This window comes from Nonomuraea sp. NBC_00507 (assembly GCF_036013525.1).
In the GTDB taxonomy this organism is placed as follows: Bacteria; Actinomycetota; Actinomycetes; order Streptosporangiales; family Streptosporangiaceae; genus Nonomuraea.
Genome location: NZ_CP107853.1, coordinates 1,809,904 through 1,831,613, shown reverse-complemented (window position 1 = coordinate 1,831,613; position 21,710 = coordinate 1,809,904). Strand labels below are relative to the sequence as shown.

The following is a 21,710-nucleotide window of genomic DNA, read 5'->3' as shown; positions in this document are numbered from 1 at the left end:
TCCGGCCTCCCTCGCTACCAGGTCTGGACCCCGAAGACCTCCTCGCCGTATGGGCTAGTCCGACGAGCTGAGCTCGGTCAGCGCTCGTTTCCAGTCCAACCCGGACAGCACACGCACGCCGTCCGCCCGCAGCTCCTCAACACTGCGCCGGTACGGGATCCGGGCGGCCAGGGCGCTGTTGACGACGGGCACCACGACAACCGGGATGCCGAGGCCGGGCGCCTCGGCCAGGACACCCAGCGCGTAGGTGTCCGCGATGCCCTGGGCGAACTTGTTGATCGTGTTGTACGTGGCCGGGGCCACGATGATGGCGTCGGCCCGGGGCGGCTTGGGCTCGGACGGCTTGCGGTAGCGGCTGCGGACCGGGCGGCCGGTCTGCAGTTCCAGTGCCGGCACGTCGATGAAGTCCAGGGCCGACGGAGTGGCGACGATCTGGACGATCCATCCCTCGTCCTGCGCCATGGCGACGAGGCGGCCGACCTCCGCGGCCGGCTCTGCCGCGCACACGATGACGTACAGCTCCTTTTCCCGCGATTCGGTCACGGTGGCCAGCGTACTGAGAGGGGCCCTCGCCGGGGCCGAGGTCATGCGGCCCGCGTCACCCCGGCGATCATCACCAGCGCGCCGATGGTGAATGCGAGCGCGGTGTCGCCGAACTCGCCCCCGCCGAGGCCACGAACAGCACCGCCGACCAGCATGCGGTCAACGTGACCGCGGTGAACGCGCCCTCGTTGAACAGCCAGGCGGTGCCGAGCAGCAGCGGGCAGCGTCTAATTGCCGAGCAACGCTCGGGGTCCGGCCATCGCGATGACCGCGAAGTAGTAGCCGGTGTTCGTGTCGATCTTGTAGAACGTGGACAGGATCTGCGCGACTGATCGGGCTCGGGCAGGATCGCCAGCCCCAGCCCCAGCACCACACCGAGCCCGAACGCGACCCGCCAGCCGATGTTCACGGGCAGGTCGTTCAGCAGCGGCACGGTCAGCAGCGCGCCACCCGCCGCGCCCGTCATGAACCTGAACAGGAAGAACCACCACGCGCTGAACGAGAACGCCGTCATCAGCGTCGCCGCCAGGTACCTGAGCAGGCCCTCGCCACGTAGAGTGCCGAGACCCAGCGGACCGGCGGCAAACGTTTCTCTCAGGAAGGTTTGCGAGCTTCGAGAATGTCCGTGCGGAACCACGGGCCGCCGTGCCAGAAGCGCCAGCCGGCGTCGCGGTGACGGACGTCCACGACGCCGAGCCCGCGTAACGCGCTCTCGTACGCGGGCGCGTGCCGGGAGTCGGCGATCAGCATCAGCCCGCCGGGCCGCAACACGCGGTGCGCCTCGCGGATGATCCGCTCGCGCCCCTCCGCGTCGTGGATCTTGTGGATGGCCAGGCTGGACACGACCACGTCGAAGGCGTCGTCGCCGAACGGCAGGTCACGCAGGTCGCCCGTGACCAGTTCGACGCGGTCCTCGACGCCTTCGGCCACGGCGTTCGACCTGGTCGCCGACTGCCCGTTGGCGGACTGGCCCCGTCCACCGGAGCCCGGCCACAGATCGACACCCGTCGCCCGGCCCGTGTCCAGTCGCTCGGCCGCCAGGAGCAGCACCGCGCCCCGCCCGCAGCCGAGATCGAGCAGCCGCTCATCGCCGCCCAGCCGCTGGAGCTCCTCGGCCCAGACGGCGAACTTGCCGCGCCGCGTCGTGTAGAGGTAACTGACCGCACTGGCCACGGTGTAGAGCCCGCCGAACAGGAACACGACGCCCGCCGCCAGGATGTCCACGGCGAACGAGATCACGGCCAGGGCGACCAGCACGATCGCGCCGAAAAGCAAACCCACCATGGCCCACGGAGCGTCCAACCCATAGCTACCGTGTCGTTTACGCACATTCACGTTATATCTCAAGGAGGTCTTGACGGTGACTTGACCGACACCTTCCCCTTCGCACCGTCAATCACGCACATCCCATTCCTAAGGTTGCGTGGATAGCCACGTAATGGGGGTTTGACCAGGCATGACGGAGAAAGAGCGCGGTATCGGCCTGGGGGCGAGCATCGCGCTGACACTGGCGTCGGCGGTGCTGTGGGGGGTGGCGCATCTGGCCGTCGAGCGCCGCAAGGCCGGCCTGGCGCTCATGGCGGCTCATGTCGTGATGCTGGCCGGGATCCTCACCGTGTTCACCGCGTTCAGCACGAACCTCCTGTCGCTCGCGGTCCAGCCCCGCTGGCTCGCCTGGCTCACCGTAGGACTGGTGGCGATCGCCCTGGCCTGGACCGGTGTGATCGTCTGGTCCTTCGTGCTGGTGCGCCCGCCGCGCCCGGACAAGATCGGCCGTTTCCTGACCACCGCGCTGACCATCGCGCTCTGCGCGCTCGTGCTGGCGCCCACCGTCTACGCCGCCCGGGTGGCCTACCTCTCGCGCGACGTCGTGACCAGCCTCTTCACCGCTACGGGCGCCTCCCCCGTCATGGCCGACGACCCGTGGAACGGCGCGCAGCGCGTCAACTTCCTGCTTCTCGGCGCGGACTCGGCGCCGAGCAGGCCCGGCGTGCGTACCGACAGCATGACCGTGGCCAGTGTCAACGTCGAGACCGGCGCGACCACCCTGTTCGGCCTGCCACGCAACCTCCAGCAGGTACGGTTCCCCCGCGGCCCGGCCAGGGACCGCTTTCCCTGGGGCTTCACCGGCAGCGGCACCGACACTCCCGGCCTGCTCAACGAGGTCTTCCAGTACGCCGAGGAAAATCCGGACATGGTGTCCCGCGCTGGACGCGGTAAGCCGGGACCGACCCTGCTCAAGCAGACGATCGGCGACATCCTCGGCATCCCCGTGAACTACTACGCCATGATCGACATGAAGGGCTTCGCGGAGATCGTCGACGCCATGGGCGGCGTGCAGGTCACGATCAAGGACCCCATCGTGTACGGCCGCCACCGCGAGGGCCTCATCCCCGCCGGCACCCGCAAGCTCTCCGGCGAGCAGGCGTTGTGGTTCGGCCGCTCACGGACCGACAGCGACGACTACGTCCGCATGGGCCGCCAGAAGTGCCTGCTCAACGCCGTGGCCAAGCAGGCCGACCCGATGACCGTGCTCAACAGCTTCGAGAGCCTGGCCGCCGCCACCAAGCGCGCCATCTCCACCGACATTCCCCAGGACCTGCTTCCGGCCATCGTGGACCTGGCTCAGAAGGTGAAGGGCACCAGGATGCGCAGCCTCAACTTCGTGCCGCCACTGATCAACACCGCCTACCCCGACTGGTCCTTCATCCGGCGCAAGGTCTCCGAGGCGCTGGACGACCGCCGCTCAGCCAAGGCGGCCGCCTCGGCCCGGACCCCCGAGCCACACACGGACGACCCGGTCAATTTGGACGCCACCTGCGGCTAGACCGTCTCGTCCAGGTTGTCCGCGTAGTACGCGATGGCTCGCTGGTAACCGCCGGTCTTGTCCGACTCGGCGACGACCTTGAGCAGCGTCGAGACCGCCTCGCCCGACCGTCCGGCGTTGTGCAGCGCCATCGCCATGAACGTGCGCAACGCCGGATCCCCGGGAAACTCCGCCAGCCCGCGCTCGAACGCCTCCAGCGCCTCCTCGAACCGCCCGAGCACCCGCAACGTGCTCCCGTACCCCGTGTGGGCTCCGAGCCGGTCCTCCTCGCTCAGCCCTTCTCCCGCCAGCGCCCGCTCGTAGTGCGGCACCGCCTCGGCCTCCAGCCCGAGCGAGTCGTGCACCCACGCGGTCTGATAGGCCACGTCGACGTCGTTGGGATGCCGCCGCGCCAATTCAAGCAACAATTGCCGGGCTTCTTCCTTTTTGCCCTCTTCTCGTAGCCGCGCCGCCTGCGCCAATTCCTCGTTATGCATGATCCGAGTGTGGCATGATGGTGCCTGACCGATTCGGAAACGATTTTCATCCTCACTATGGAGTTCCCGTGAGAGTGGCCTTCGTCGGCAAGGGCGGCAGCGGCAAGACCACGATGTCGGCCCTGTTCGCACGGCACGTGGCGAGCCAGGGCGCGCCGGTGGTCGCCATGGACGCCGACATCAACCAGCACCTGGCCCTGGTCCTCGGCCTCGACCGGCAGCCCGAGCCGCTCGGCGCCCATCTCACCGAGATCAAGGACCGCCTCCGCGGCGCCAACCCCCGCATTTCCTCTGCCGCGGCCATGGTCAAGACCACCCCGCCGGGGCGTGGGTCCACGTTGCTGAGCTTCAAGGACCTGGCCGCAGACCCCTACGGCCTGACCACGCCCGAGGGTCTGCGCCTGCTGGCCACCGGCCCGTTCACCGAGGAAGACCTCGGCGTGGCCTGCTACCACTCCAAGGTCGGCGCGGTGGAGCTGCTGCTCAACCACCTGATCGACGGCCCGGGCGAATACGTCGTGGTGGACATGACGGCGGGGGCCGACTCCTTCGCCTCAGGCCTGTTCACCCGCTTCGACCTGACATTCCTCGTCGCCGAGCCCACGCGGCAGGGCGTGAGCGTCTACCGGCAATATCGCGACTACGCCGCCAAGTACGACGTCGCGCTCGCCGTCATCGGCAACAAGGTCCACGACCGGTCCGACGTCGACTTCCTGCGCGAGCACGTGGGCGACGACCTGCTCACCTGGATGGAGCACTCGGCCGCCGTGCGCGCCATGGAGCAGGGCCGCCACTTCACGCTCGACGACCTGGAGCCGGTCAACGCCGACGCGCTGTCTCTGCTCCGCAAGACCCTCGACGAGCAGGAGAAGGACTGGGAGCGCTTCGGCCGGCAGACCGTCGAGTTCCACCTGCGCAACGCCCGCGCATGGGCCAACGAGCGGACCGGGACCGACCTCGCCGAGCAGGTGGACCCGGACTTCGTCTACGGCCCCTGATCACACGACTGTGCCCACCGGGCTTCTGGAGTGCCTTCCTGCGCTCACCTAACGTCAGTTTTGACCCTTTCGAGAGGAGACAGCATGTCGCTGACCGTTCCGAACGATCTGCTCGACCAGGCCAGAGCCGGTGACGTGGACGACACGGCGTTCCTCGCCTGCGTACGCGACTCTCTGCCCTACGCGTGGTCGCTGATCAGCGAGCTGGTCAAGCAGCGTGAGCACACCGGGGCCGAGTTCGCCGACAACCAGGTGCCGCCGCCGTCCGAGGAGGCCCGCGGCGAGCTCCTGCGCTGCCTGGCGAGCGACTCGATGCGCGGCGCGCTGGAGCGTCACTTCCGCGTACGGCTGGCCTTCCAGAACTGCCATCGGGTCGCGGTCTTCGACCCGGCGGCGGCCAAGGCCCTGGCCGACTTCGTCACCCCGCGAGCCCAGATCCTCAACCAGAAACCGGAGCTCGTGGACTGCTGAGCTCTTCCGGCGAGCCGGCCTGGCCGGCTCGCCGGACCATCGGCAGCACTTCGTGCCCGAGCCGGCGCACGTTCTCCACCGTGCGCCGGTGCTCTCCGAGGCCCTCGACCATCAGGATGACGTGCTCGATCCCGGTGTTCGCCGCGGTACGCAGGATGGCCTCGGCACAGTGCTCGGCCGATCCGACCGGGTGGATGCGGGTCAGCAGGTCCACGTATGCGCCGACGTCGCGCGAGGGCGACGGCCGGCCGTCCACCGGCGTGTATCCCGCCAGCCCCGGCCCCAGCCACTTCGGCATCGACTCCTTGAGCTCGCGCACCGCCTGCGCCGTGGAGTCGGCCACGTAGCCGACGGCCGCCGCGATGTGCCCGCCGGCGCTTCCGTGGCGCGCCACCATGGACGCCTTCTCCGCGTCGCCGATGTGCATGCCCAGCAACATCGGCAGCCCGCGCTCGGCCGCCATGGCCACGGTCGGCTCCGAGGTGCACGCGACCACCGGCCGCATACGGGCCTCCGGCACCATCCGCACCTCACGGAAGCGGAAGAACTCGCCGTCGGCGGCGACCCGATCCCGGGAAAGCGCGTCGAGCAAGAGGTCGAGAGACTCCCCGAACCCCCGCTCGAACCGCTCGAGACCGGTCCCGAACACCTCCAGATCCACCCACGGCCCTCCCCTGCCGACGCCGAGGGTGAACCGCCCTCCCGACAGGTGGTGCAGCATGGCCGCCTGCTCGGCCAGCGCCACAGGATGGTGCGTGGACAACACGCTGACGGCGGTGCCGAGGCCGATCCGCGTCGTCCGGCCGGCGGCGACGGCCGCCAGCGTGATCGCGGACGGGCAGACGCCGTAGGACATGAAGTGGTGCTCGGCGATCCACGCGTCGTCGAATCCCGCCTCCTCCGCCGCCGCGATCAGCTCCACGGTGTCGGCCAGCACCCGCCCGGCCTCCTGGCCGGGGAACTGCGCCGCGATGAGAAAGACCCCGATGCGCACCCACCCGATGATGCCAGGCCCGTCAGCTGAACAGCGTGACCTGGCCCTCGCAGGCGAGCGGGTCCCGGTGGAGCTTCAGGTGCCGCCACTGCGGAAGATCGTCCAGGTAGGACCACGAGAGCCGGTGATGCGGTGTGGGCCCCAGCCGGGCCAGGGCCTCCTGGTGGACCGGTGAGGGGTAGCCGGCGTTGTCGGCGAAGGCATATTCCTCGTGCCCGATCGTGCCCATGTAGGCGTCCCGCCGGACCTTGGCCAGCACGGACGCGGCGGCGACCGAGACGCTGGCCGCGTCCCCCTTGACCTCCAGGCGCACCGGCCAGGGGCTGCCGATGTAGTCGTGCTTGCCGTCCAGGATCACCGCGTCCGGACGGGTGGGAAGCGCCTCCAGGGCGCGCCTGGCCGCCCGGCGCAGGGCCTCCGTCATGCCGAGCGTGTCGATCTCCGTGTGCGTGGCCTCGCCGTACCCGATGCCGGCTGCCCACGCGGCCAGCTCGGTCGCCAGCGGCCCGCGTTTGGCGGCGGTGAGCTGCTTGGAGTCCGTCAGTCCCGGCGGCGGCTCGGACAGGTCGGTGACGACCGCGCACACCGTGACAGGACCGGCCCAGGCGCCCCGGCCCACCTCGTCGACGCCCGCGACCGTGCGGACGCTCGGCTGGGAGAGCAGCAACTGCTCGATCTCGTACGTCGGCGCCATGACAGCAGACGCTACCGCCAGTGGCGTTCTCCCCGGGTGCCGAAACCTAGTCGTCGTCGGTCCTGTGCCGATCCGCCAGCCGCAACGGCTCCAGGTCGGCGGCGATGTACCGGGCGGCCACGTGGATCGCCCGCAGCGTGACCGACACCGAGGGCCGATGCACGCTGGAGCCCCGGGCCACGGCGTGCACGTCGCGCCCGACCGGATTGCCGGGGAAATGGCGCACGGCGAGCCCGCGTATCCCTGCCGACAGCGCGAGCGCGGGCACGGCGGCGATGCCGATGCCCTTGGCGACGAGCGAGAGTATCGTCCCCAGCCCCTCGAACTCCCACGGCGTCGGCCGGGTGCCGCCCACGTCCACCAGCAGCCGGTCCACCGCCAGCCGCGACGGCTCACCGTCAGGCGTGGCCATCCACGGCTCGTCCCGCAGCTCGCGCAGATCGAGCGGCACGTCGGGATCGGCCAGGCGATGTTTACGCGGCACCACCAGCACCAGGGGATCGCGCAGCAGCGGGAAGACGCGCAGGCTCTCGCTGTCGCGGACGCGCCCGTACCAGTCGTCGACCAGCGCGATGTCCACCTCCCCCGACTGCACCTCCCGCATGCCGCGCCCTGACCTGCTCTGCCTCAGCCGCAGCGTCAGATCGGTGTGCCGGCGCAGCGTGCGCGCCAGCGCGGGCGCGAAGGCCACCGCCGCCGTAGGGAACGCGGTGAGCACGACCCGCCCCGCTGGGGTGCCCGCGTGCGCCGACAGGTCGGACTCGGCCTCCTCGACCATGGACAGGATCCGCTCGGCGTGCGCGACCAGCCGGCGGCCCGCGTCGGTGAGCTCGGCGCTGCGCGCGGTGCGGTCGATCAGGGCCGTGCCGGTCTCCCGTTCGAGCGCCACGAGTTGTTGCGAAACCGCCGATGGGCTGTAGCCGAGCGACGCGGCGGTCGCGGCGATGCTGCCCCGACGGGCGAATTCGCAGATCAGCACCAAACGTCGCAATTCGAGCATCGGACTTCCTTATGCCTACCCACTAAAAGCCTCGCTTGTGGTGATGCCTTCATCCAACCACCCTGGGAACGTGACAACTATGAGCGTGACCCTCTCCGCCACTTTGGCGGCAAATGAGGACATCGAGCGAAGACGACGCGCCGGGGAACGTGTGCTGCACTTGGCCTTCGGTGAGGCGGGGCTGCCCGTCCACCCGGCGCTGCGCGACAAGCTGGCCGCCGCATCAGAACGCAACGGCTACGGGCCGGTCGCGGGGGCGCCCGAGTTGCGGGCCGCGGCAGCGGGCTACTGGGAACGACGGGGGCTCATCACCGACCCCGGGCTGGTCGTCTGCGGACCGGGCAGCAAGTCGCTGCTGTACGGCCTGCTCCTGGCGATCGGCGGAGACATCGTCCTGCCCATGCCCAGCTGGGTCAGCTACGCCGCACAGGCCGACCTCGTGGGCTCGCGCCCCATCCTGGTGCCCGCACCACCAGGAGAGGGCGGAGTTCCGGACCCCGATCTCGTCGCCGCCGAAGTGCATCTGGCCAGGGCCCAGGGCAGGACCGTGAGATCCGTGCTGGTCACGCTGCCCGACAACCCGACGGGACGGCTGGCCACGCCGGAGAGCATCCGCCGCCTGGTGGACCTCGCCCGCGAGCTCGACTTGATGATCATCTCGGACGAGATCTACCGGGACCTGATGCACGACCCGGTCCTGCCGTACACCTCGCCTGCCGATCTCGCGCCCGAGCGCACGATCATCACCACCGGGCTGAGCAAGAGCCTGGCGCTGGGCGGCTGGCGGATCGGCGTGGCCAGGCTGCCCGCGGGCGCACACGCGCTGCACAGGCAACTGCTGGCGGTGGCCAGCGAGATCTGGTCGGCGCCCGCCGCACCCGTCCAAGAGGCCGCGGCCTACGCCTTCGACGAGCCCGCGGAGCTGACCCGGCGCATCGCGCTCAGCCGCCGGCTGCACAGCACGGTGGCGCGGGCGGTTTATGAGAGGTTCACCGAGATCGGCGCCGCCGTGCCGGTGCCGCAGGGCGGTTTCTACCTCTATCCCGATCTGAGCCACCTGCGACTCGGCGGCTCCGCCGAGATCACCAAGATCCTGCTGGAGGAGCACGGCATCGGCGTCCTGCCCGGCCACGCGTTCGGCGACGACCCGGCCGCGGCCAGGATGCGGGTGGCGGTCAGCCTCCTCTACGGCGAGACGACCGAGCAACGCATGGCCGCTCTGACCAGCCAAGACCCGCTCCAGCTGCCGTGGATCGCGAACAGCCTCAACCATCTGTCGACGGGTCTGAAGGAGCTCGCACTGGTACGGCACTGACCGTCGCCCGGGCGCCATGTCACAGTTAGGCGAATCTTTCCCCAAGAACAGGTTTACTATCCCTCAAAAGGGGGCTCTGACCTGCGGAAACACCCTGTCTGCAGAAACCTGCAAAAGATCTTCCTAACTGCATGGTTACGTGCACGGTGCGCACCCTCCATCATGTGCACATGCCCGCTCTTGTCACCCTGTCCGGGCGCTCCGTGCGCCTGGAACCTCTCAGCCTCGCGGCGGTCGATGACCTTGTCGCGGCGGCGGGTGAAGACCGTTCCACATACGCCTTCACTCGTGTCCCGCATGGCCGGGACGAGATGGTCTCCTACGTGGAGGCCGCTATGGCTGAGCAGGCGGAGGGCCGCACGTTGCCCTTCGCCATCCGGTGGCTGAACACCGACCGCGTGGTCGGTGCCACCCGTCTCATGCACCTGGAGTATTGGCAGGGCCCCATGCCCTGGCCTCCAGGTGCACGCGGTGCGGTGGGCGATGTCCCGTCCGTGGCCGACATCGGTTACACCTGGCTGGGCGCCTGCGCCCAGGGCACGGGGGTCAACCGGGAGAGCAAGTTCCTCATGCTCTCGCTCGCCTTCGAGACATGGAACGTCCACCGCATCACCCTGAAAGCAGACGTACGCAACACCAGATCCCGGGCCGCCATCGAGGCCCTCGGCGCACACTTCGACGGGGTGCGGCGAGCGGATAGCCGAGGCGCCGACAACACGGTCCGAGATACCGCGTTCTACTCGATCCTGAACTCCGAATGGCCGCTCGTGCGGGAGCGCCTGGCCATGCGGCTGGGACTGGTCGAGGCAGCCTGAGAACCCGTCCACCACGGCCCCGCCCCAGTTTCCTGGGCGGGGCCGGTATTTTTTCCTGCCTGTCTTCGCTCTGCATGACACGCCCCCGCGGTGCTCGGGTGCCCGAGCTATGCGTCATGCCCTAGCCGACACCCATCAGCATCCGGTGGCGTGCTCAACACCTAATTAAAGGCGGATCAACAGCTCAGTTAACGATCAACCTGGATCTAGGTGACAGGCAAGGATAGACCTATCATTTGGTAACAAATCGTTCCATTGGCTTGGAGACAGACGGCATGGCTGGTCAGAGCATTGAGGGCGGGCTGCGGTTCGCCGTGCTCGGTCCTGTCCGCGCGTGGCGTGATGGCCAGGAACTCGACCTGGGCACCCCGCTGCAGCGTTCCATTCTCGGCATGCTGCTCCTACGGGAAGGCCGCGCGGTCACACCCAACGAGATGATCGACGCGGTTTGGGGCGAGGAGGCCCCGCCCCGCGCCCTGGGAGCACTGCGCACCTACGTCTCCAGGCTGCGTACGGTGCTCGAGCCGGAACGACCGGCCCGCTCCCGTCCGGAGCTGCTGACCTCCATAGGCCGGGGCTACGCGCTGCGCCTGCCCGAGGACGGGCTGGACCTGACCAGGTTCGAGCGCGGCATCGCCGCCGCCGAGACCGCGCGTAAGGGCGGCCGGCCCCGCGAGGCCGCCGAGGGGCTGCGGGCCGCGCTCGCGTTGTTCGAGGGCGAGCCGCTGGCCGGCGCCGTGGGACCGTACGCCGAGCACCAGCGCGACCGGCTGATCGAGCGGCGCATCAGCGTGGTCGAGACGCTCATGGACGTGGACCTGGAGCTGGGCAACCACGCGAAGATCGTCTCCGAGCTGATCGCGCTGACCGCGGACCACCCGCTGCGCGAGCGGCTGCGTGCCCAGCTCATGCTGGCCCTCTACCGGTGCGGGCGGCAGGGCGACGCGCTCAACGTCTTCACCGAGACCCGCGAGGCGCTGATCGACGAGCTCGGCATCGAGCCGGGGCCCGAGCTGGCCGCGCTGCACCAGCGCATCCTGGCCGCCGACCCGGCGCTCGCCGCCGCGCCCCTCGCCGCCGAGGCGCACGCCGATGAGCCCGCCGGCGAGGAGGAGCCGCCGCACCCGCACGAGCTGCCCCGGCCCGCCCAGTTGCCCGCCGCCGTCAACGACTTCACCGGCCGCAAGGAGCTGGCCGGACGCCTGCGCTCGCTGCTGTCGGTCCAGCCGTCCTCGGCCGAGGGCGTGCCGGTCGCGGCGATCTCCGGCATCGGCGGCGTCGGCAAGACCACGCTGGCCGTGCACGTGGCGCACGCGGCGGACGACCTGTTCCCCGACGGCCAGCTCTATGCCGACCTGCAGGGCTACACCGACGAGGCGACCGCGCCCGAGTCGGCGCTCGGCGGGTTCCTGCGCGCGCTCGGCATCCCGCCGGACGTGATCCCCGACGGGCTCGCGGAGCGGTCGGCGCTGTTCCGGTCGATCCTGGCCGACCGCCGCATCCTCGTGCTGCTGGACAACGCCCGCGACGCCCGGCAGGTCGCCCCGCTGCTGCCGGGCTCGCCCGGATGCGCGGCCATCGTGACCAGCCGGGGCAAGCTGGCCGACCTGCCGTCGGCCAGGCTCATCGACCTGGACGTGTTGGAGCCGGACGAGGCGTTGTCGCTGTTCGCGGCGGTGGCCGGGCCCGAGCGGGTGGCGGCCGAGCACGGCGCGGCCATGGACGTGGTGGCCGCGTGCGGCTTCTTGCCGCTGGCGGTGCGGATCGTGGCCGCCAGGCTGGCCGCGCGCCCGTCGTGGACGGTGGCCTCGCTGGTGCCCAGGCTGGCCGACGAGCAGCGCCGCCTGGATGAGATGCGGGTGGGCAACCTGGCCGTGGAGGCCACCTTCGCGCTCGGCTACGGCCAGCTGGACCCCGCCCAGGCGCGGGCGTTCCGGCTGCTGTCGCTGCCCAGCGGACCCGGCATCTCCGCCGGTGCCGCGGCGGCCGTGTTGGGGATGAGCGCGTTCGAGGCCGAGGAGGTGCTGGAGTCGCTCGTGGACGCGAGCCTGCTGGAGGCGCCCGCGCCCGGCCGCTACCGCTTCCACGACCTGCTCAAGCTGTTCGCCCGCCGCGAGCTGGCCAAGAGCGAGCGGCCGCAGGCCCGTGCCCTGGCGCTGCGCCGGCTGCTCGGCTTCTACCTGGCCTCGGCCCAGTCCGCGCACCGGCTGGCCTACGAGGGCAGCATGATCCCGGCCAATCTGGTGGTGGTCGGCAGCGGGCGGGCGTTCGGCTCCGCGGACGAGGCGGTGGCGTGGCTGATCTCTGAGGGCGACTCGTTGTTCGCGGCCATCAACCAGGCCGCCGCGGCCGCGCGTACCGGAGAGCAGCTGCTGCCCGCCGCCGACCTGCTGGTCGCGATGGAGCCGCTGCTCGAGTCCGGCACCCACACGCGCGAGTTCGACCAGGGCACCCGCGCCGTGCTGGCCGGCGCGCAGAACATCGACGATCAGGCGAGCGAGCTGCGCGCCCGCTACGTGCTGGGCAGGGTTCTGTTCGCCGGCAACCGGCTGCGCGAGGCCGAAGAGCAGTTCAGGCGCGTGCACGAGTTGTCGGCCGAACGCGGCGAGAAGATCGTCATGGGCGAGGTGCTCAACGCCCTGGCCGTCGTCGTCGGCAGGCAGCGCCGCCACACCGAGGCGCTGGCGCTGTTCGACGCGGCGATGGACTTCTACCGCGAGAACGGCGTGCCGGCCGGCGAGGCCCTGGTCCTCAGCTATTCGGCCCGCGACCACCTGGGCCTGGGGCGGCCCGAGGACGCCATCGCGGCCGCGGAGAAGGGCCTGGCCATCTTCACCGAGATCGGCAGCGGCGCCGGCACCGCCAGGGCGCGTTACCACCTCGGCATCGTCCTGTCCCGGGTCGGCCGGCTCACCGAGGCCGTGCACCACCACGCCGAGTGCCTGGCCTTCTTCCGAGCCAGCAAGCAGCGCGTCTGGGAGCAGCGCGTGTGCTCCCGGCTGGCCGAGACGTTCATCGCGGCCGAGCGTCACTCCGACGCCGTACGCCACGCCGAGCAGGCTCTGGTGGTCTCCCGCGAGATCGGCCACCCCTACGGCGAGGCGCTCTCGCTGACCGTGCTGGGCAGGGCGCTACGCGGCCTCGGCAGCGTGACGAGGAGCTCGGACTGTCTACGGCAGGCCTTCGAGATCTTCTCCAGGCTCGGCGCTCCGGAGGCCGGCGATCTCAAGATCCTGCTCGACAGCCTCCCCGACCCCGCCGGGAAGGTCGTCGAGTCCTGAGTACAGCTCGTCGTCCAGACGTGTCATCCACACATGGTTGATCAAGGCTGTCCTTAGGGAGTCACGAGGGTGCTCGTGATCGGCATCAAACGATTCAGCCCGGCCGGTCATCTTCACCACCACGCGTCGCTAGGGGGCCCGGTTATCCGGATGCTCCGCGTGGTGGCTAGCCGCCTCACACAGACGACCGGCCGGACCTGACACGGCCCTCGAACCCCCCAGGTCCGTGTCCTGACTAGAGACTCCACCCGAGGGGTCAACGTCCAATCAACGGCGGATTAAAGCACGAAGTAACCCTCGGCGATGAGGGGCCGGACCGCGTCGGAGTCGGCGATCTCGCCGTCGCCCACCAGCTCGGCGATGACGTTGAGCAGCGGGCCGAGCGCCAGCTCGCCGTCGCACACGCCGGCCAGCGCGGCCTCCACCGTGCCGACCTCCCGGCTGCGCCGCAACCCCTGCGTCTGACGCAGCACGATGCGGATCGGGTCCTCCGCGCCCGGCAGCCCGATCCGCTCGTCGAGCAGGCCGTCGACGGTACGCAACCGCGCGGCGTCGAGCCCCTGGGCCCGGTGCGCGGTGGCGATCGAGTCGAGCACGGAGTCCACGTAGTCGCCGACCGGGAGCACGACCTGGTGGGCGAGATGCTCGACGCGGACGACCGGGTCGAGCGTGCCGGAATTGCGCATGGTGATCCAGCCGAAGCCGATGCCCTCGACCTTGTGCTCGTCGAACCAGGCCAGCCAGCGGTCGTAGAGCTCCGCGTAGCGGGCCGTGCCCTGCTCGGCCGCGTCCCTGAGCCACAGCTCGACGTATTCGGCCGGGTCCTGCACGTCCCGTTGGACGACCCAGGCGTCGCAGCCCGTCTCACGCAACCAGCCGCCCACCCGGTCGTGCCAGTCCTCGCCCTCGACGTGCAGCCAGTTGGCCAGGAAATGGGCCTGGCCGCCGGGATTGAGGTGGCGGGGCGTCCGGCGTACGAGGTCGCGGCAGAAGCCGTCGCCCTCGGCGCCCGACTCGCGATAGGTCAGCATCCGCTCCCGAGCCGGAGCGATGACGAACGGCGGGTTGCTCACGATCAGGTCGAACCCCTCGTCCCCGACCGGCTCGTACATCGAGCCCACCCGCGCCCGGACACCCTCGACGCCGGACAGCTCCCAGCTCAGCCTGGCCAGCTCCAGGGCCCGCGGATTGAGATCGGTGGCCACGATCTCCTCCGCCCTCGCGGCCAGGTGCAGCACCTGCACGCCGCAGCCGGTGCCCAGATCGAGCGCGCGCTGGACCGGGCGGCGGGTGACCAGCTGCGCCAGGTTCGCCGAGGCGCCGCCTGCCCCCACGACGTGGTCGGGGCGGAGGGTGGGGTCTCCCGGCCGCACCTTACGGTCGGAGACCAGGTAACCGCCGGTCTCCCAGGGCTGGAGGTGGACGTTGGCGCGGACCTGGTCGCCGTCGGCCGTGACCAGCCCGGACTCGAGGATCTCCGGCGGCACGTCAGCGGCGGGGACAGGAACGCCCAGCCACCACAACCTGATCAACGTCGCCAGCGGGTCGCCGTCCGCGGTCGCGCGCAGGGCCGGGACCACCTCCTCGCGGGCCAGGGCCGACGCGGCCATGCTCCCTAGTCGATCGCGTACGCCGTCGATGGTGTAACCGGTCTCCAGGAAATGATGGCGCAGTCGTTCCACAGGTCCATCCTTTCACCGCAGACGCCCACACATGATCTGATACCGATGCGATGGTCCCCAGACTGGCTGCACGTGCCCATGGTCGCGCTCGCACGGAGCTCCGCTGGTCACGCAAGCTGCCGCTCTCCGCCCCAGGCTCGCCGCTCCGCTGAGTGCCCATACTGTTACTTAAATAGCCAAGCAATCTGCAAGCGGGAAACAAGTGGGGCGCGGTATCTCTATGGATGCCAGCACGTCATCCCGAGGAGTGGACCCCATGCTGATCCCTTGCTTGGCTTGCGAGTCCCGCTTCGGGCCGGACGAATATTTCAGCGCCTGCTCCGACTACAACCGCGGCTTGGACCTGGTCTCGTGGACATGCCCCCGCTGCGGGAACCGCGACGACCTGCGCGTGTTGCCGGGGGAGCTGGGGTTCGGCTATCCGCACCGCGGCAGGTTCAACGTGCACGACCGGGTCCGCGTGCCGGGCCTGCGCAGGCAGCGCGGCGATCTGCGCCTGGACATCTCACTCGACCGGGCGAGCTGGCGCGTGCCCACACGCATCCGGCAACCGGCTTGACCGGACGGGGGCTACGCACGCGTGGCGGCGAACTCGGGGTCCTCTCCGCCCAGCAGCCGGGTGATGTCCGCTACCAAGGCCTCCGCCAGCTCCTCCCTGGTCTCCCCCGTCGCCTCGCTCAGGCGGGGCGTCAGCACCACGTTCGGCAGGCCGATCAGGGGATGTGACGGGTCGAGCCACTCGCCTTCGAAGTGGTCGAGACCCGCACCGCCCACCTGACCCCGGCGCAGCGCGTCGACCAGTGCCGTCAGGTCGTGCAGGGCGCCACGCGAGGTGTTGAGGTAGATCGCCCCCGGCCGCATCGCGCCGAACTCGGCATACCCGAACATGCCCCTGGTCTCGGCGGTGAGCGGCACGTGCAGCGACACCACGTCCGCCTCCGCCAGGAGCGCGGGCAGCGTGTGGGTGGCCTCAGGCTCCTGCGGATCACACGCGATCACCCGCATCCCGAGGCCCTCGCAGCGCCAGCGCATCGCCCTGCCGACGCGTCCGAGCCCGACGATGCCGAGCGTCCTGCCGGTGAGCCGGCGGCCGCGATGACGCTGCGCCGGCGGCACCTTGCTCCGGTAGACGTGCCCGCGGCGCACCTCTCTGTCGGCCGTCACGATGTGCCGGCTGACGGCGAACATCAGCGCCAGCGTCAGCTCGGCGATCGCGTCGGGGTCGCGGTCGCGGGCGTGCAACACGCTGACGCCGTATTCGGCGGCCAGGGCCAGGTCGACGCTCGTGGGCGGGCCCATGACGGCCACGACGTCCAACTGCAGGCTGAGCACCGACGCGCGAACCTGGTCCCCGTCGGTGACGAGCACGGTCGCGCCGGTCTCGACGACCAGGTCGGCCAGCTGCTCGTCGGTGAAACCGAGGCTCGGGCGTGCTGGAGTCTCGATCAGATCGGTCACCTCGCCCAGGCGGGCGAGCGCACGCTCCGGCAAAGCGGGCAATACCAGCGCCCGGGGTCGTCTCACATTTAGGACAATAACACCACAGAGCGTACTCGGATCATCGCTCCCCGCATTGGCCCAGCCGTCCCTGGCAGGTGGGGCGCTCGCTTCGCACGATCTGGGCCGGGTGTCACTCCGGGCGCTGGCGGAGGCTGTGCCAGGCGGCCTCGCCCAGGCCCTTGATCTCCTCCTCCGTCGGCGTGTGCGCACCGGCGAACCACAGCCGGCACATCTCCTGCGCGGGTCCCAGCCACAGCACGTAGCACATGGTCGGGTGGACGGGCTGGAGCAGGCCGTTCTTCATGTGCGGGCGCCACCAGTCAGAGACCTGGCGGAAGAACGCCCGCCGCTGCTCGGCCACCTCGGCCCCGCCCGGCTCCTGCTTGCGTGGCGGCCGCTCGCTGATCAGCAGCCGGGCCCGCTCCGGATGCTCTCCCGCCCACCGCATGTGGAAGGCCACGACGGCCTCGATGCCGTCGCGCGCCTCCTGATGGCTGACCAGCTCGGCGAGGAAGGCGTCCTGATAGGCGGCGAGGATCTCGCCGTACAGCACACCGAAGACGTGTTCTTTGCTGGCGAAGTGGTGGTAGAAGCTGCCGACGCTTACGCCGCTCTCCTCGCGGAGGCTGGCCAGCGTCGTGGCCGACACCCCGTCCTGGCTGAAGCGTCGGAGGGCGCCCTCGATGATGCGGGTCCGGCCGTCGCGTCCGTTCTTGACACTCTTCACACTGTCAATGGTGTGGCACCAGAACCTTGTTCCGCAAATAAGGCGGCTTGATCGATGATAGCGGTAACCTCAACCGACCCGGAAATGACCTTCATCTCAGCGTCCGGCCACAGGCGGCGGATGAGCCTGAGCACTCGCCGGTTCTCCCCCATCACGTCCATGCCCACGGTCCTCGCACCCCGTACGGCGGCCCTGAGCAGCAGCGTCTGGATCAGTCGCGGCCCGAGCCCGAACCCCTGCCACTGGTCGGTCACCACCACCGCGATCTCCACGTCGGCGCATTCGCCCTTGTAGCTCATGGCGTGGCCGATGATCTCACCCCCGTCGATGGTCGCCACGAGCGCGTCCCTGCGCTCGTCCACCGCGATCAGCTTGCGCACGAGACCGGTGGCCGGCGTGGTGTTGCCGGTGAAGAACCGCAGCGTCTGGGTGTGCAGCGACAACCCGGTCAGGAAGCGTCTGATCCGTTCCTCGTCGTCTGGACGGGCAGGCCGGATCTGAGTTCCATGCATAGACCCAGCGTGCCCCGCGAGGCCTGAGTCTGTCAATTGAACTCAGGTATAATACAAAGATGAACGTTGCCTTCCGGGTGAACAACTGCTCGATCGAGCGCACCCTGGACATCGTCGGGGAGAAGTGGACCTTCCTGGTGCTGCGCGAGGCGTTCAGCGGCGTGCGAAGGTTCGCCGACATGCAGGCGATCACCGGAGCCCCCCGCCAGGTGCTCAGCGCGCGCCTGGCTCGCCTGGTCGACGAGGGCCTGCTCCGCAAGGAGCCCTACCGCGAGCCCGGACAGCGGCAGCGCGACGAATACCGGCTCACCGAGAAGGGCCGCGATCTCTATCCGCTGCTGGTCGCGCTCATGCACTGGGGCGACAAATATCTGGCCGACGAGGAGGGCCCGCCCGTGCTCCTCACACACCGCGGCTGCGGCGCCCCCATCGAGCAGCATTTCCGCTGCGCCGAGGGCCATGAGGTCGCCGGGCCACGCGAGGTGACCTCCCTGCCCGGGCCCGGCGCGGAACTCCAGAGCGAGCTTGGGGCGGAGAGCGCCTGAGGCGCGTTAAGAGGCACCGATGCCGGTGCCTACCCTTGAAAGCGTGTACCGGTTCCTTCTGACGCCCCGATGGCTGGCGCTGCACCTGGTGGTGCTGCTGGTCATTCCCGCCTTCGTGTTCCTCGGGCGGTGGCAGTTCGGGCGTTTCGAGGAGCGGTCGGCCAACAGCGAGCGAGTCACCGCCAACATCGAGGCCGCGCCGGTGCCGCTGGAGCGGTTGGCGACCCCGGGGCAGCAGGTCAAGGAGAGCGACCGGTTCAGGTCCGTGACCGCCGCCGGCACCTACGACCCGTCCCACGCCCTCGTCGTACGCCGCCGCCCCCAGGAGGGCCGCAACGGCTTTTACGTCCTGACCCCGCTCGTCACCGGCAACGGCACGGCCGTCCTCGTGAACAGAGGCTGGGTCCAGGCGGGCGCCACCGCCGACACCCCGCCCGACGTGCCCCCTCCGCCCACCGGTCAGGTGACTGTCACCGGGCGGCTACGGCTCAGCGAGACCGAGGAGTCCAGCGGGGTCCGCGATCTGCCCGGACTGCCGACCGGCCAGGTGCTGCTGATCAACGCCGACAAGATCGGACAGGGGCTGCCGTACCGGCTGGTGGACGGATACGTGGAATTGACCGCCCAGCAGCCCGCGACCTCCCCGGCGCCCGCACCGGTGCCCGAGCCCGACGTGGGCTCCGGAGGCGGGCTGAACCTGGCGTACGGGGTCCAGTGGTGGTTGTTCATCGCGATCGCGATCGGCGGATGGATCCTGCTCATCCGGCGAGAGCTCGCCGAACGCCAGGCCAAGGAGCGCTCCGGCGAGGCGTCACCGGCCCAGGAGGCGGGAACGCCTGCCCCGTAAGGTGGTGGGGGTGATCCGCCACATTGAATTCAGCAATCTCTGCAATTTCCGTGACGTGGGTGGATATGCCACCGATGACGGCCGCACCGTCCAGTGGCAGCGGCTTTATCGTGCCGACTCCCTCGGCTGGCTGGCCGGAGACGACCTCACGGCCTTCCGCGCACTGCGCGTGCGTACCGTCATCGACCTGCGGCACGCGTTCGAGGCCGAGAAGGCCGGGCGGGTGCCCGAGACCGAGGGGCAGAGCTACCACAACCTGCCCATCGAGGGCCGCCGCTGGGAGAGCGCCGTTTACAGCGAGGAGGTCGGCGTCGCCCGCTACCTGGCCGATCGTTACCTCGAGATGACCGAGGACCGCGTTGAGAACCTCAGAACGGCCCTGGAGACGATCGCGAAGTCGGACAACGCGCCCGTGGTGATTCATTGTGCGGCGGGCAAAGACCGCACCGGCGTGCTGGCCGCGCTGGTCCTGTCGCTGGCCGGCGTGGGCGAGGACGACATCGTGGCGGATTACGCGCTCACCGGCCTGGCCACCGAGCGTTTCATCGCCGACTGGCGCAGGCGGCATCCCGGCACGCCCCTGTGGCCGGGATTCGGGCTTGCGCCCGCCGAGACCATGCGCTTGTTCTTGGCCGACCTGGCGAGCCGGCACGGCTCCGTGGAGGCGTACGTCACCCAGGTCCTCCAGGTCTCCCCCGCCACGATCGTCGACCTGCGCGAGCATCTCCTGACTGAAAGGACATTGGAGGGGTAGCGGATGGCCGGGGTTCGCATGAGCAGCACCCTCATTCAGCGGACCCCTCAACGCCCGGGATCGCCCGCAATCCCCCTCCCGGCGGTCCCGGGCGCCGGCGACTCGGATATCCAACGGATACGTCGCAGCTTGTTCGACGTTATCCCCTCGTCGTACGGTTACGTGCGTGACTACGCCGCTGCTTCCCGACCCTGACCCGAGGCGGCGCGACTATGTGATCATCTCCGCCGACGATCACCTGATCGAGCCTCCCGACCTCTTCGAAGACCGGCTGCCGGAGAAATATGCCGAGGTCGCGCCCAAGGTCGTGGAGACGGAGGCGGGTCACCAGGTCTGGCGCTACGGCGGGGCCACCTACCCGTGCGCCGGCATCGACGTCGGCGCCGGGCTGCCCCGCGAGCAGTGGACGCTGGACCCGGTGCGGTTCGAGCACATGCGTCCGGGCTGCCACGACATCGAGGCCCGCATCAACGACATGGACGTGGCGGGCATCTGGGCGGCGCTGTGCTTCCCCGGCATGCTGGCCGGGCAGTCGGGCATGCCGTTCGCCAGGACCCGCGACCAGGAGCTCGGCCTGGCCCTCGTCAGGGCGTGGAACGACTGGCACATCGACGTCTGGGCGGGCACCTACCCGGAGCGGATCATCGGCCTGCAACTGCCGTGGCTGCCGGATCCCGACGTGGCGGCCAAGGAGATCAGGGCCAACGCGGCGCGGGGTTTCAAGGCCGTCGTCTTCCCCGAGTTCCCGACCCGTCTGCGGTTGCCGTCCATCCACACCGGCCACTGGGACCCGTTCTTCGCCGCCTGTGAGGAGACCGGCACCGTCGTGTGCCTGCACACCGGCGACTCGTCCTGGTCTCCCGTGCCTTCGCCGGACACGCCCATCGAGGCGATCACCACGCTGATGCCCACCAGCGCCATGTTCGCCTGCGCCGACTGGCTCTGGTCGGGCGTGCCGCTGCGTTTCCCCTCCCTGCGCATCCTCATCGTGGAGGGCGGCGTGGGCTGGTTGCCGATGCTGGCCGAGCGCGCCGACTACGCCCTGGACCACCCGGTGGCCGGCGAGGCGTCCTGGGACGGCGGGCTCAAGCCCAGCGAGGTGCTGCGCCGCAACTTCTTCTTCGGCACGCTCGACGACCACGCGCTGTCGGGGGTGCGCCTCGCCGTCGGGCTCGACCACGTGCTGCAAGAGAGCGGTTACCCGCACTCCGACTCGACCTGGCCCGACACGCAGAAGTCCGTGGCCCGCAACCTCGGCTCGCTCCCGCCCGCCGACATCGCCAGGGTCGCCTACGGCAACGCGGCCCGCCTGTTCGGGCACCCGCTGCCGTCCCGCGCCTGGTTGCGGATGGAGGAGATCTAACCTTCCTGCTCGGCGAGCCTGCCCTGGATGATGCGGCGCTCGTGCTCGACGTAGCGCCCGCTCTCGCCGAGCAGCGAGGCCATCAGCCACAGGAACACGCCGAAGTCGTCGGCGACGCCGATCACCATGAGGAATTCGGGCAGGACGTCGATCGGGGACAGGATGTAGACCACACCCATCGCCATCAGCGCGAGCCTGCTCTTGCCCATCCCCGCGTACCGGCCGCGCATCACCGCGCCGATCATGCGCGGTATCGCCCGCATCCGGGTCATCACGCCGGGCGAACCAGGCTTGGTCACCTCGCGGTACGTCCGCCACGCCGCCGCCGCCCGTGCTGCCTTCGCCATCATGTCGAACCCCCTACCC

23 protein-coding genes are annotated in these 21,710 nt (G+C 69.9%); 11 read left to right on the top strand and 12 right to left on the bottom strand.

Features of this window, described 5'->3' with window-relative positions; translation table 11 throughout:
• Window positions 1-54: 54 nt before the first annotated feature.
• From OHA25_RS09460 to OHA25_RS09450, 3 genes are all read right to left on the bottom strand, one after another.
• The gene (locus OHA25_RS09460) at window positions 55-543 is read right to left on the bottom strand and encodes a flavoprotein (RefSeq protein ID WP_327587195.1); all 489 of its coding nucleotides are present in this window, start codon (window positions 541-543) and stop codon (window positions 55-57) included.
• Window positions 544-613: 70 nt separating this feature from the next.
• Window positions 614-1,057 (bottom strand): hypothetical protein, encoded by a 444-nt coding sequence (locus tag OHA25_RS09455; RefSeq protein WP_327587194.1) that lies wholly within the window; start codon window positions 1,055-1,057, stop codon window positions 614-616.
• 80 nt (window positions 1,058-1,137) lie between these two features.
• Complete coding sequence (locus tag OHA25_RS09450; protein WP_327587193.1) at window positions 1,138-1,827, bottom strand: class I SAM-dependent methyltransferase; 690 nt, start codon at window positions 1,825-1,827, stop codon at window positions 1,138-1,140.
• A 172-nt stretch (window positions 1,828-1,999) separates the two neighbouring features.
• Between OHA25_RS09450 and OHA25_RS09445 the strand changes: the two genes are divergently transcribed.
• Window positions 2,000-3,370, top strand: a complete 1,371-nt coding sequence (locus OHA25_RS09445) for an LCP family protein (RefSeq protein ID WP_327587192.1) — start codon at window positions 2,000-2,002, stop codon at window positions 3,368-3,370.
• Here OHA25_RS09445 and OHA25_RS09440 read toward each other — a convergent pair.
• Window positions 3,367-3,846, bottom strand: a complete 480-nt coding sequence (locus OHA25_RS09440; protein ID WP_327587191.1) for a tetratricopeptide repeat protein — start codon at window positions 3,844-3,846, stop codon at window positions 3,367-3,369. The two genes, OHA25_RS09445 and OHA25_RS09440, sit on opposite strands and share 4 nt — an antisense overlap.
• Window positions 3,847-3,914: 68 nt before the next feature.
• On the opposite strand from OHA25_RS09440, the gene OHA25_RS09435 reads away from it, so the two are divergent.
• Both OHA25_RS09435 and OHA25_RS09430 read left to right on the top strand, forming a co-directional pair.
• Complete coding sequence (locus OHA25_RS09435; protein WP_327587190.1) at window positions 3,915-4,844, top strand: ATP-binding protein; 930 nt, start codon at window positions 3,915-3,917, stop codon at window positions 4,842-4,844.
• Between the two features lie 84 nt (window positions 4,845-4,928).
• Window positions 4,929-5,315 carry an SCO5389 family protein gene (locus OHA25_RS09430; RefSeq protein WP_327587189.1) on the top strand — a complete coding sequence of 129 codons (387 nt, stop codon included), beginning with the start codon at window positions 4,929-4,931 and terminating at the stop codon, window positions 5,313-5,315.
• On the opposite strand, the gene OHA25_RS09425 is transcribed toward OHA25_RS09430, so the two are convergent.
• Genes OHA25_RS09425 through OHA25_RS09415 form a run of 3 tightly spaced genes read right to left on the bottom strand, consistent with a single transcriptional unit; the run spans window position 5,284 to window position 8,003 of the window.
• Window positions 5,284-6,309 (bottom strand): LLM class flavin-dependent oxidoreductase, encoded by a 1,026-nt coding sequence (locus OHA25_RS09425; protein WP_327587188.1) that lies wholly within the window; start codon window positions 6,307-6,309, stop codon window positions 5,284-5,286. The two genes, OHA25_RS09430 and OHA25_RS09425, sit on opposite strands and share 32 nt — an antisense overlap.
• Window positions 6,310-6,331: 22 nt before the next feature.
• Window positions 6,332-7,024 (bottom strand): ribonuclease HII, encoded by a 693-nt coding sequence (locus OHA25_RS09420; protein WP_327590951.1) that lies wholly within the window; start codon window positions 7,022-7,024, stop codon window positions 6,332-6,334.
• 25 nt (window positions 7,025-7,049) lie between these two features.
• On the bottom strand, window positions 7,050-8,003 hold the full coding sequence (locus OHA25_RS09415; RefSeq protein ID WP_305917493.1) for a LysR family transcriptional regulator: 954 nt from the start codon (window positions 8,001-8,003) through the stop codon (window positions 7,050-7,052).
• Window positions 8,004-8,082: 79 nt separating this feature from the next.
• Between OHA25_RS09415 and OHA25_RS09410 the strand changes: the two genes are divergently transcribed.
• The 3 genes from OHA25_RS09410 (at window position 8,083) to OHA25_RS09400 (ending at window position 13,414) form a co-directional block, all read left to right on the top strand.
• Window positions 8,083-9,318: a pyridoxal phosphate-dependent aminotransferase gene (locus OHA25_RS09410; protein WP_327587187.1), complete on the top strand. Its 1,236-nt coding sequence runs from the start codon at window positions 8,083-8,085 to the stop codon at window positions 9,316-9,318.
• Window positions 9,319-9,488: 170 nt separating this feature from the next.
• On the top strand, window positions 9,489-10,133 hold the full coding sequence (locus tag OHA25_RS09405) for a GNAT family N-acetyltransferase (RefSeq protein WP_305917495.1): 645 nt from the start codon (window positions 9,489-9,491) through the stop codon (window positions 10,131-10,133).
• Window positions 10,134-10,408: 275 nt separating this feature from the next.
• The gene (locus OHA25_RS09400; protein ID WP_442942088.1) at window positions 10,409-13,414 is read left to right on the top strand and encodes an AfsR/SARP family transcriptional regulator; all 3,006 of its coding nucleotides are present in this window, start codon (window positions 10,409-10,411) and stop codon (window positions 13,412-13,414) included.
• Window positions 13,415-13,692: 278 nt separating this feature from the next.
• Here OHA25_RS09400 and OHA25_RS09390 read toward each other — a convergent pair whose 3' ends face one another.
• Entirely contained in the window at window positions 13,693-15,096 is a 1,404-nt protein-coding gene (locus OHA25_RS09390; protein WP_327587186.1) for a DUF7059 domain-containing protein, read from the bottom strand.
• A gap of 256 nt (window positions 15,097-15,352) precedes the next feature.
• Between OHA25_RS09390 and OHA25_RS09385 the strand changes: the two genes are divergently transcribed.
• Window positions 15,353-15,655 (top strand): hypothetical protein, encoded by a 303-nt coding sequence (locus OHA25_RS09385; RefSeq protein WP_327587185.1) that lies wholly within the window; start codon window positions 15,353-15,355, stop codon window positions 15,653-15,655.
• Between the two features lie 11 nt (window positions 15,656-15,666).
• Here OHA25_RS09385 and OHA25_RS09380 read toward each other — a convergent pair whose 3' ends face one another.
• From OHA25_RS09380 to OHA25_RS09370, 3 genes are all read right to left on the bottom strand, one after another.
• On the bottom strand, window positions 15,667-16,620 hold the full coding sequence (locus OHA25_RS09380; protein WP_327587184.1) for a 2-hydroxyacid dehydrogenase: 954 nt from the start codon (window positions 16,618-16,620) through the stop codon (window positions 15,667-15,669).
• 106 nt (window positions 16,621-16,726) lie between these two features.
• Window positions 16,727-17,323 carry a TetR/AcrR family transcriptional regulator gene (locus OHA25_RS09375; protein WP_327587183.1) on the bottom strand — a complete coding sequence of 199 codons (597 nt, stop codon included), beginning with the start codon at window positions 17,321-17,323 and terminating at the stop codon, window positions 16,727-16,729.
• The gene (locus OHA25_RS09370) at window positions 17,320-17,835 is read right to left on the bottom strand and encodes a GNAT family N-acetyltransferase (protein WP_327587182.1); all 516 of its coding nucleotides are present in this window, start codon (window positions 17,833-17,835) and stop codon (window positions 17,320-17,322) included. Before OHA25_RS09370 ends, OHA25_RS09375 begins: the two co-directional genes overlap by 4 nt.
• Window positions 17,836-17,894: 59 nt before the next feature.
• On the opposite strand from OHA25_RS09370, the gene OHA25_RS09365 reads away from it, so the two are divergent.
• From OHA25_RS09365 to OHA25_RS09350, 4 genes are all read left to right on the top strand, one after another.
• The gene (locus OHA25_RS09365; protein WP_327587181.1) at window positions 17,895-18,380 is read left to right on the top strand and encodes a winged helix-turn-helix transcriptional regulator; all 486 of its coding nucleotides are present in this window, start codon (window positions 17,895-17,897) and stop codon (window positions 18,378-18,380) included.
• Window positions 18,381-18,423: 43 nt separating this feature from the next.
• The gene (locus OHA25_RS09360; RefSeq protein WP_327587180.1) at window positions 18,424-19,227 is read left to right on the top strand and encodes an SURF1 family cytochrome oxidase biogenesis protein; all 804 of its coding nucleotides are present in this window, start codon (window positions 18,424-18,426) and stop codon (window positions 19,225-19,227) included.
• A gap of 10 nt (window positions 19,228-19,237) precedes the next feature.
• Window positions 19,238-19,981 (top strand): tyrosine-protein phosphatase, encoded by a 744-nt coding sequence (locus OHA25_RS09355; RefSeq protein ID WP_327587179.1) that lies wholly within the window; start codon window positions 19,238-19,240, stop codon window positions 19,979-19,981.
• A 166-nt stretch (window positions 19,982-20,147) separates the two neighbouring features.
• Entirely contained in the window at window positions 20,148-21,344 is a 1,197-nt protein-coding gene (locus tag OHA25_RS09350) for an amidohydrolase family protein (protein WP_327587178.1), read from the top strand.
• Here the strand turns inward: OHA25_RS09350 and OHA25_RS09345 are convergent.
• Window positions 21,341-21,694, bottom strand: coding sequence for a YkvA family protein (locus tag OHA25_RS09345; protein WP_327587177.1), 354 nt, complete (start codon window positions 21,692-21,694; stop codon window positions 21,341-21,343). The two genes, OHA25_RS09350 and OHA25_RS09345, sit on opposite strands and share 4 nt — an antisense overlap.
• Window positions 21,695-21,710: the final 16 nt, after the last annotated feature.

Excerpts from the sequence above, each read along its gene's own strand:
- OHA25_RS09415 (WP_305917493.1), bottom strand. The coding sequence starts at position 8,003 with ATGCTCGAATTGCGACGTTTGGTGCTGATCTGCGAATTCGCCCGTCGG.
- OHA25_RS09365 (WP_327587181.1), top strand. The coding sequence starts at position 17,895 with ATGAACGTTGCCTTCCGGGTGAACAACTGCTCGATCGAGCGCACCCTG.
- OHA25_RS09370 (WP_327587182.1), bottom strand. The coding sequence starts at position 17,835 with ATGCATGGAACTCAGATCCGGCCTGCCCGTCCAGACGACGAGGAACGG.
- OHA25_RS09400 (WP_442942088.1), top strand. The coding sequence starts at position 10,409 with ATGGCTGGTCAGAGCATTGAGGGCGGGCTGCGGTTCGCCGTGCTCGGT.
- OHA25_RS09405 (WP_305917495.1), top strand. The coding sequence starts at position 9,489 with ATGCCCGCTCTTGTCACCCTGTCCGGGCGCTCCGTGCGCCTGGAACCT.
- OHA25_RS09440 (WP_327587191.1), bottom strand. The coding sequence starts at position 3,846 with ATGCATAACGAGGAATTGGCGCAGGCGGCGCGGCTACGAGAAGAGGGC.
- OHA25_RS09410 (WP_327587187.1), top strand. The coding sequence starts at position 8,083 with ATGAGCGTGACCCTCTCCGCCACTTTGGCGGCAAATGAGGACATCGAG.
- OHA25_RS09450 (WP_327587193.1), bottom strand. The coding sequence starts at position 1,827 with ATGGTGGGTTTGCTTTTCGGCGCGATCGTGCTGGTCGCCCTGGCCGTG.
- OHA25_RS09455 (WP_327587194.1), bottom strand. The coding sequence starts at position 1,057 with ATGACGGCGTTCTCGTTCAGCGCGTGGTGGTTCTTCCTGTTCAGGTTC.
- OHA25_RS09385 (WP_327587185.1), top strand. The coding sequence starts at position 15,353 with ATGCTGATCCCTTGCTTGGCTTGCGAGTCCCGCTTCGGGCCGGACGAA.
- OHA25_RS09430 (WP_327587189.1), top strand. The coding sequence starts at position 4,929 with ATGTCGCTGACCGTTCCGAACGATCTGCTCGACCAGGCCAGAGCCGGT.
- OHA25_RS09445 (WP_327587192.1), top strand. The coding sequence starts at position 2,000 with ATGACGGAGAAAGAGCGCGGTATCGGCCTGGGGGCGAGCATCGCGCTG.
- OHA25_RS09345 (WP_327587177.1), bottom strand. The coding sequence starts at position 21,694 with ATGATGGCGAAGGCAGCACGGGCGGCGGCGGCGTGGCGGACGTACCGC.